Annotated in this window: 6 protein-coding genes; 2 read left to right on the plus strand and 4 right to left on the minus strand. The window is 43.6% G+C overall.

The window, feature by feature from the left end; genetic code table 11:
- Positions 1–313: 313 nt before the first annotated feature.
- Positions 314–1705 carry a SpoVR family protein gene (locus MHH60_RS30885; RefSeq protein ID WP_076135878.1) on the plus strand — a complete coding sequence of 464 codons (1392 nt, stop codon included), beginning with the start codon at positions 314–316 and terminating at the stop codon, positions 1703–1705.
- Positions 1706–1735: 30 nt separating this feature from the next.
- Here MHH60_RS30885 and MHH60_RS30890 read toward each other — a convergent pair whose 3' ends face one another.
- From MHH60_RS30890 to MHH60_RS30905, 4 genes are all read right to left on the minus strand, one after another.
- Positions 1736–1897: a hypothetical protein gene (locus MHH60_RS30890; protein ID WP_162636703.1), complete on the minus strand. Its 162-nt coding sequence runs from the start codon at positions 1895–1897 to the stop codon at positions 1736–1738.
- Between the two features lie 258 nt (positions 1898–2155).
- Positions 2156–5002, minus strand: coding sequence for an S-layer homology domain-containing protein (locus tag MHH60_RS30895; RefSeq protein ID WP_081389022.1), 2847 nt, complete (start codon positions 5000–5002; stop codon positions 2156–2158).
- A gap of 394 nt (positions 5003–5396) precedes the next feature.
- Positions 5397–6323: an AraC family transcriptional regulator gene (locus MHH60_RS30900; RefSeq protein WP_232061219.1), complete on the minus strand. Its 927-nt coding sequence runs from the start codon at positions 6321–6323 to the stop codon at positions 5397–5399.
- Positions 6324–6879: 556 nt separating this feature from the next.
- On the minus strand, positions 6880–8775 hold the full coding sequence (locus MHH60_RS30905; protein ID WP_036684429.1) for a PrkA family serine protein kinase: 1896 nt from the start codon (positions 8773–8775) through the stop codon (positions 6880–6882).
- 194 nt (positions 8776–8969) lie between these two features.
- Between MHH60_RS30905 and MHH60_RS30910 the strand changes: the two genes are divergently transcribed.
- Positions 8970–9549 (plus strand): DUF2161 family putative PD-(D/E)XK-type phosphodiesterase (locus MHH60_RS30910; protein WP_341161200.1); only part of this gene is annotated, 580 nt, incomplete at its 3' end.

The following is a 9549-nucleotide window of genomic DNA, read 5'->3' on the forward strand; positions in this document are numbered from 1 at the left end:
CTCTTTCTGTGGGATAGCGTCTGTGGGGTCCGAAACCCTGTTCAAAAGGCTGGAAATTTGCAAATAACGTCAGCTGAGTCCGAATTCACCGAGAAGGATACCGTTGATAGAATTCGCATACAAAAAAGCTAGTGATTCCTTCCAATAATGTATACAAAATCACATTATCTTTGCTCAAAAATTCAGAACGTCATACACTCATCTTCTCTCCCATATACTTAAATGGAACAGTCCCGGACGTTGTCGCGGGACCTTTGCAGCCTTGTCAGAATAGGTTGCAGCATAAGCCCAAGCTGGAGGGAGAGAAAGATTCATGCCAAGCGAAGAAATTAATGCGCTAGAGCGGGCCATTGCCGAGATTACGGAAATAGCCACTGGCTTCGGTTTAGATTTTTATCCCATGCGTTATGAAATTTGCCCCGCAGATATTATTTATACATTCGGCGCTTATGGAATGCCTACACGATTTGGACACTGGAGTTTTGGAAAAACCTTTCATAAAATGAAATCCCAATACGATTTCGGACTGAGCAAAATATACGAGCTCGTTATTAACTCCAACCCTTGTTATGCCTTCCTGCTGGATGGAAATTCACTGATTCAGAATAAGCTGATCGTTGCCCATGTGCTAGCGCACTGTGATTTTTTCAAAAATAATATGCGTTTCTCCATGTCCAACCGAGATATGGTCGAGAGTATGTCAGCTACAGCAGATCGGATTGCCGGTTATTCTGTAACCTACGGTACTGATGCTGTGGAGAGCTTCATCGATTCAGTGCTGGCTATCCAAGAGCATATAGACCCCAGTCTGATCCAGCCACGCAAGCTGGGCAAAACTCACCTACTGGAAGCTAAGATGAAGGAGCTCAAAGATGCCACTCCAGGCGGCTCGAAATCATCCAATCCTTATGACGAATTATGGAATCTAGATAAAAGCACTACCGGACCACAAGAAGCCCTCTCTGGAAACCGTGCTTTTCCCCCAGAGCCAGAAAAAGATATAGTCTGGTTTATCCAGCAATATTCCACTGTTTTGGAGGATTGGCAGCGAGACATTATGACGATGCTCCATGACGAAATGCTCTACTTCTGGCCACAGATGGAGACGAAGATCATGAACGAAGGCTGGGCTTCCTACTGGCATCAGCGTATCGTTCGCGAACTAGATCTGACCGAAGAGGAAACTGTGGAATACGCAAAATTGAATTCATCCGTCGTACAGCCCTCACGGCAAAGCCTGAATCCTTACTATCTGGGGCTGAAAATCTTTGAGGACATCGAACGCCGCTGGGACCGCGAGAAAATATTTGAAGTACGTGAACTGGAATCCGATACCTCCTTTATCCGCAGCTATCTGTCGAAGGAATTGGTGAACGACCTCGATCTTTATGTTTTTGAGAAAAAAGGTCCCGAATGGAAAATCACCGATAAAGCATGGGAAAATGTACGCGATCAACTGGTGCTCGCCCGGGTCAATGGCGGGTCTCCTTACTTGGTCATTGAGGACGCAGACTTCGAGAAGAATGGTGAATTATTTATAACTCATCGCTATGAAAGCATCGAGCTGGATCTGAAGTACCTGGAGCGCACGCTCCCTCACATCTACTCTTTATGGGGGCGGACGGTTCATCTACAGACGGTTGTGGAAGACAAAAAGGCGCGGTTTTCATACGATGGCAAAAAGGTGCAGCGGAAGTTTATTTAAACTAAAAAAAGCGGCAGACCTAAACGGGTATTAACACCCTGGTCTGCCGCTTTTTGCTTTGGCTAAAATGAGGGGATGTAGGATTAGCTTTTCTATTTTTTCTTGCATGAACATTTCTGGATTCGGATATCCCAACTGTTCTAATAATTCCGCTATATCTTTCCAGTCATCAGCTCTCGCTTCTCTAATCATCTGCTTCACTCCCTGTTATTTTCGAATTACCTTACTTATTGACTCTATTACACTACGGAAGATCATACACATCAAACATAAACATAATTAGATAAAAAAACACCCCAAAAGTATCATTGGCTTCCATATGGAAGTTCCGATATTTTGGGATGCAAATTCAATCATATACCCGATAAGATTAAGATGATAGGACTGAGCATTGTTTGAACAATTGATATATTTTGTTATGAGTCTTCCGGTAAATAAAGCCGAAGTTCATTATGGCAATAGAATATTTAATAGATTCGGGTCAGACTGACCCTCAGCAATGGTGAAGGTATAGTTAAATGGGATTTGATCTTCACCGTTAAATAAACTATTCACTTGATAAGTACCCTCTGGCAAAAACAACTTAAACTCCCCTGAGAATATAGGGGCTGTGTAAAAAGACTGAGAACCATCTTCATTATTTTTATAAACAGTTATCGATCCATATCTAAAGATTCTTCCATCTGCATTTTTTATCGTTCCGTTGTATCCTTTCGGTATTGTAATGGCTAATGGACTTGGTGTTGTCTTTCCATTATTCACTGTAAATCTATAGTCAATTGAAACCCGACTTGACATAGTAACAGGGTAGAAACCATCGGCTTGATAAGAACCGTCAGGTAAAAATAAGCTATAATTCCCCCCGTAAATTTGAGCATAATAAATATTTAATTCTGGAGTATCTGTTCTATGCACCATAAGTGTTCCAGAAGGAACTGCTACCCCTTCCGCATTAACTATAGTCCCCTTGATTTTTGAAGGAATGACTATATCAATTTGACTTGGCTCAGTCAGCCCATTAACAATTTTGAATGTGTAATATAGTGAAATTTGCTCTTCAGTAGCATAATTATTCTGGTTTTTTATTAGATAGTCTCCATCAGGTAAATACAAAGTGAATTTACCATCTTTGATCGGCGCACTGAACCCGACAGATAAATTAGGTTCTATTCTTAAAATTGATAACGAACCATTACTTATTGAGGTACCATCTTGATATTTTATAGTTCCTTCATGCCCCTCTGGAATTACAATATCAAGCGAGCTAGGAATAGGTTTCTCATTAGATACCTTAAAGGTATAGAAAAGCGAAATAAAATCTGAAGAATTCAAATCAGATACTTTTGTGATCTGGTAATCCCCATCGTACAAATTAATACTGAATTTCCCGTCAACCAATTTAGTCTCATAACCAATAGTCATATTATCTTGAACTTTACTTATATAAAGAATACCCTCTTTAAATATTTCCTTCCCATCTGCACGTAAAATAGTTCCATTTACATTATACTGTTCTGGTTGCGGTGTTGGCCCTGGCGGTGTCGGTTCCGGAGTAAAAGTCGGCACCATTGTCGGAATTGGAGACAACGTTGGCAGTGGAGTCACGTCTGGCGTTGCTGATGGCGTGACTGTCGGTGTTTCTGTTGGTGTCGCTGTCGCTGTAGGCGTTGCCGTTGGTGTCGCTGTTGCTGCTGGTGTCGTTGTTGGCGTTGCTGTTGGCGTTGCCGCTGGCGTCGCCGCTGGTGTTGCTGTTGGCGTTGCTGTTGGCGTTGCCGCTGGTGTTACTGTTGGCGTTGCTGCTGGTGTTGCTGTTGGCGTTGCTGCTGGTGTTGCTGTTGGCGTTGCTGCTGGTGTTGCCGCTGGTGTCGCTATTGGCGTTGCTGTTCCAGTTGGTGTCCCCGGGGACACCGGTGAAATAGGTGTTGTTACTGCTGGTGCCTGTATAGGTGTTGCTGCCGGTCTATTTACACCACCAATATTCACATTCACATTTGATGGGACATCTTTTCCAGCTTCTAAATTGCGTGGAGCATGCTCGATAGTAATTCCAGATGCATTTATAACCGCTTGATCAATAGTCCCATTCCCTACAACATTCGTGCTAGCGTTCATAATCAAAGAAAGGATACTAGCCCCATTGTTTAGCTTATTTCCACTTGCATCTTTATTAAAACTAAAATTTTGAACGCTGCCTTGTGGCAATCCAATATTGATATTTTGCGCCAAAACAATTACATTCTTAAAGCTTCCAAGCAAACTCATCTGCGAGTCTTTAGGAAGCGCTTTGGATAGAGTAACTGTATGAATAGTAGCCCCACTAGAAGATTGGATTGTTGCAGGGGATTGAACTTGAATATCACTAATAACTGTAGAGCCTTCAACAACAATTCTAATAATCCCTGTCTTCTTATCAATGATCACCGAGGTTAGTCTAGCATTCTCAAAATGAACACTATGCGCTCCCCCACCGCTAACCGTAGTAACACCGTTAACAGTAACATTTTTTAAAAATACTTCTCCCTCGGCGATTCCTTCTGCTAGTAATAAGTCCCCTAAGATCGTCATGTTCTGTAAAGTTACATTAGGAGAATTAATGATTACGTTTTGGCTAACCTTCTCTTCCCCTGTAGCTGGACCATAAGTACCCGCTACATTGTAAGAGAGGGTTCCAAATGAGGATTCACTCTTTATAGTTAACGATCTGTCCAAAATTACAACAGCCTCAGCACGAGTAGTAAACGATTCTGGATGAAAGGAGTTATCCGAATAACCCGACATAATACCCTTATCGTATACAGAGCCGATTGCTACTTTACTCCATAAAGGGCTTGTTGATGTATCGCTAAATTTATTAGCAGAATCGGAAGAAGGCAGTGCAAGTAATTTACTGACAATCACTGCAAACTCTTGACGTGTTACCTTTTTATTAGGTCCAAAGGACCCATCTGAATAACCTTGTATGTAACCAGCAGCATTTGCCGCTAAAAGACTAGAATAATACCAGTCTGAAGCTTTTACATCTTTAAAAGAACGCTCCTCCAACTCAACAAATCCAAATGACTTATTGATTAATGCAACCAATTCAGCCCTAGTAATCGAATGGTCAGGTTTAAAGCCCCCGTCTGGATAACCTGATATTAGCCCCTTCTCCATCCATTTAGAAATTTGCGCTTCCGCCCAACTCCCTTGAATATCTGAAACCTTACTTGCGAAAACAGTACCTAAAGGTAATGATGTTAAACAAACAATAAGCATGAATACAATAGCCTTTTTAGATAAAATCTTTTTAATAACCACGTTTCTCCTCCTACTTATCTACGAAATGAACTACGAACCACTTCTAATCCCTTAACTTCTAGTACAATAGTGCTAGATAATTCATAGAGATCATATCATATTGTTTTTTACATGGGTGTCTCTTTTTGTCGAGAGTAAGCAGATTTCATGTCTAAAAAATCCACCTAGGGATAGTCCTTTTAAGCATTAAAAAAAAGCCCGCAACTTAACAGTTGCGGACCTTCATCAACACCCTCATATCGACTTAATAACTGCACATGGCAAATGCCTAGGTGAACGTAACGTAAGGAAGTTTGAAAATGTAGGCGCGTAGCTTTCGCCGCCCTTGTCAGCGACCTAAAATCCAAACATTCTGAAATTACGATTATCACCGCGCGGTCTTTGCCCTTATCGACTATTCAGTCAACTTTTTCACAGGAACGTAAATCTCCATCACTGTATCTGGCCGCGAATGGCAGCGTTCATCGTAAAACTCAAAATCCAGCTTAGTCTCGTCATAAACGTAACCACTGTCCTTAAACCACTCTTCGAAGATGTACTTCCAGCTGCTTTTTATGACTTGGGCAAACTCTATTTGTTCTGTATCCGTGGAAGTATCCACTGGAGGTGTTGTAAACACCGCATATTCGGCTTCTGGCACATCCATCGTCAACATATCAGCTTCTACCTTGGAGTAGTCCTCAACAATAACACCCAGAAGATAGGTGGCATTGCCGTTATCTGAAGACGGAATACATAAACCAACTTCTCCGTGTTTAGGCGGGTTTAGTATTTTATACATTTTGGACTCCAGGTTTTCACCCTCATAATGGCTCCAAAAAGAAGCAATATCCTTAGTGTACATACTACCCGCAACATTAGTTTGGATACCATAACCAGCCACCCTAAAAGCTGGCTTACGAACAAAAACAGGATTCATAATATAACCTCCGATATCAAATATTGAATTTCCTTTACTAAACCCATCCATCCGCGCTGCATATTGTGTCGGACTATAACCAAAGGTTTTGCGAAAAGCTTTAGTAAAGCCACTTTGTGTTTCAAAACCATAGTCCAGCGCAATATCAATGATCTTTTTTCCAGCAAATAATTCAATTGAGGCTAAGGATAATTTTCGGCTCCGCACATATTCCATCACAGACATTTCCTTGCACAAGCTGAACACTCGGCAAAAATGATACACCGAATATCCGACCTCCGTCGCTATTTCTTCCACCGTTATATTTTCTTTGATATGAGCTTCTATATATTCAACACATTTTTCTATATCTTTACTGTAATTCAAGTGCAGCACCAGCCTTTCCCCGTACGGTGATTTCATTATATCAACTGCGCATGAGATGGACTGTTCCTGTTTTGCTGAGCTGCATTATTGCCTGTATAAAAAAACAGAGCCATTGATCCTCCATTTACAAAAAGGATCACAACTCTGCGTATTCTTAGTCACCATCATTTTGGTTAAGCCTCGAAGTAGACAACGCTGGATTCACGTAACCTACTTATACTTCCGTTCAGTTGCTCCCTACGACTGACTAAAGGCCCAGATGACGTTATTTGCAAAAATATCGCCTTTTGAGCGGAGTTTCGGACTCCAATGCAGCTATTACTCAAAAAACGGCTCATATTTAGGGTTTTTCCTGCTAATAGCGACCATGGGGTCCGATAGCCTGCGAAATATGCTCAAAATCTACGTTTAGGGTCACCTGTGTCCTTTAGCGACTTCCTACGCACAACAGCCAAATTAGTCAGATGGGTGGCGGCGTTTAGATCAACATTAGGAGGGGAAAAGGAGGAAGATACAACATGGAAGGGCAAAAAAGAGTGCTCCATAGCCATTTTCATGGCTTTTGGAACACCCCGCATAAATGAATTCTTTTTTAACGGTTAAGCAGACTTCCCACGTATTTCAGCAGCTCGTTGGCGCAGATTGGGCAGTAGTGATGCCCATCAATAAGTCTGGCGCATACCTCATTGATTCGTTTGAGCTGACTTTCATCAGGTGTTTTGGACGAGGTGGTGATTTTGACAATATCTTTGAGGTCTGTGAACAGCTTTTTCTCAATCGCTTCCCTCAGGCGGTCGTGGTTGTTGTACTCGAATTTCTTCCCTTTGCGTGAATACGCGGAAATCCGGATCAGGATCTCTTCACGGAACGCTTTTTTTGCATTCTCAGAGATTCCAATTTGCTCTTCAATCGAACGCATTAATCGCTCATCCGGCTCCATTTCCTCATCCGTCAGCGGATCACGAATTTTCGACCAATTGCAGAAGGCTTCGATATTATCTAGATAATTCTCAAAAAGTGTCTTCGCAGATTCCTCAAAGGAGTAGACAAATGCCTTTTGTACTTCGCTTTTCGCTAAAATATCATATTCCTTGCGGGCAATGGAGATGAAGTTCAAATAACGCTCCCGCTCCTCTTTTGTAATTGATGGATGCTGATCCAGGCCATCCTTTATCGCCCGCAGGACATCCAGTGCGTTCATGCACTGCAGATCTCCTTTGATCAGAGCGCTGGAAATGCGGTTGATAACATAACGTGGATCAATCCCGGACATGCCCTCATCTAAATACTCCGTTTGCATCTCCTTAAGATCAGCCTCTTTATAGCCTTCGACCTCTTCTCCATCGTACATCCGCAGCTTTTTAATCAGATCCATACCTTGTTTTTTGCTTTCTTTAAGACGGGTTAGGATGGAAAAAATAGCGGCGGCACGCAGCGCATGTGGTGCAATATGCACATGACTCATATCACTCTGGGCGATCAGCTTCGCGTAGATTTTTTCCTCTTCCGAAACTCTGAGGTTATACGGAACAGGCATAACAATCATACGGGATTGGAGCGCTTCATTCTTTTTATTAGAAATAAACGACTTATACTCGGTTTCATTTGTATGAGCAATTATCATTTCGTCCGCACTTATCAACGCGAAGCGGCCAGCCTTGAAATTGCCTTCTTGCGTCAGTGACAGCAGGTTCCATAAAAACTTTTCGTCGCATTTGAGCATTTCCTGAAATTCCATCAGCCCACGGTTAGCCTTGTTCAACTCACCATCAAAACGGTAGGCACGCGGATCAGATTCCGAACCAAATTCAGTAATGGTCGAAAAATCAATACTTCCTGTCAAATCAGCGATATCCTGAGACTTCGGATCAGAGGGACTAAAGGTACCAATCCCTACCCTCTCTTCTTCTGACAGAATAACACGCGTCACCTTAACCTGCTCAATGTCGCCAGCATAATCATTTCTTAGACGCATCTGGCAGGATGGGCACAAGTTGCCCTCAATACGTACACCAAGTTCCTTCTCAATCTCCGGACGGAGCTCCAACGGGATCAAATGCAGCGGGTCCTCATGCATTGGGCAGCCTTCTATTGCGTATACCGCACCCGCATCTGTCCGCGAGTACTGTTCCAAACCACGTTTAAGCAGCGTGACCAGGGTCGATTTCCCCCCACTGACAGGTCCCATCAATAACAAAATCCGTTTGCGTACATCAAGCCGACGTGCTGCAGAGTGAAAATATTCCTCGACCAACTTTTCGACTGCACGATCAAGTCCAAAAATCTCCTGTTCAAAAAACTTATACCGTTTGCGTCCGTTTATGTCCTCTACGCCGTGCGACTTAATCATGTCATAAACGCGGGAGTGAGCGGTTTTTGCGGGAGAGGGGTCTTTTCTCAACAGTTCTATATACTGCTTGAAGGTGCCGCTCCACGCCAACCGGTCGTTCTCAGCCCGATACGAAGCTATACGCTCAAAAATGTCCATTGCTCGCTGCCTCCTCTTGCGCTCCTACTTGCTCTTCTACTTGCTCTCCTATAGCGTTAAAAAGTGTATTACATACCTATGCGGCAAGCGCGGAATAGTTGACCTCTTTTTTACTGTGCTATAATAGAGAATCAGAAAATGGCTGTAAAACCTTATTAGGAAACCCGAAAATAAAGGCCTACGGGAGTGACAAGATGGCGGTACGACATGAAACGGAGCTATATGCTCCTTTGAAGATTTTTTTTGAAAAGCAGGGTTACAGCATCAAAGGTGAGGTTCGGACCTGCGATTTGGTGGGGATTCGGGAGGACGTTGAGCATCCTCTGATCGTGGAGATGAAAAAATCATTCAATCTCGCCTTGCTGCTGCAAGGGGTAGAACGGTTGAAGCTCAGTCCCACCGTCTATCTCGCAGTGGAACGTGTCCGTGATAAAAAAGGAGCGGTGAACCAGCGCTGGGGCGAGCTTAGCGGATTATGCCGCCGGCTCGGTCTTGGGCTGATCACTGTTATCTTTTATAAGACCAAAGCACCGCTGGTCGAGGTGCTCGTAGAGCCAGACGAGAAGCCGCCTGCGCAGCGCAGCAATAAGCGGCGGCGCGAGCGCCTGCTCTATGAGTTCCGCGAGCGCAGCGGAGACTATAACACCGGCGGCAGCACGCGCGTCAAGCTCGTGACGGCCTACCGCGAGAAAGCGCTGCGTGTCGCGCTTTCTCTGCAAGCAGCGGAGGCGGACGCCGCCGTCGCTGCAGAGAAGGCAGCTGCGAAGGCTTCGC

The sequence above is a fragment of the Paenibacillus sp. FSL H7-0716 genome (assembly GCF_038002705.1).
Taxonomy (GTDB): domain Bacteria; phylum Bacillota; class Bacilli; order Paenibacillales; family Paenibacillaceae; genus Paenibacillus_AQ; species Paenibacillus_AQ odorifer.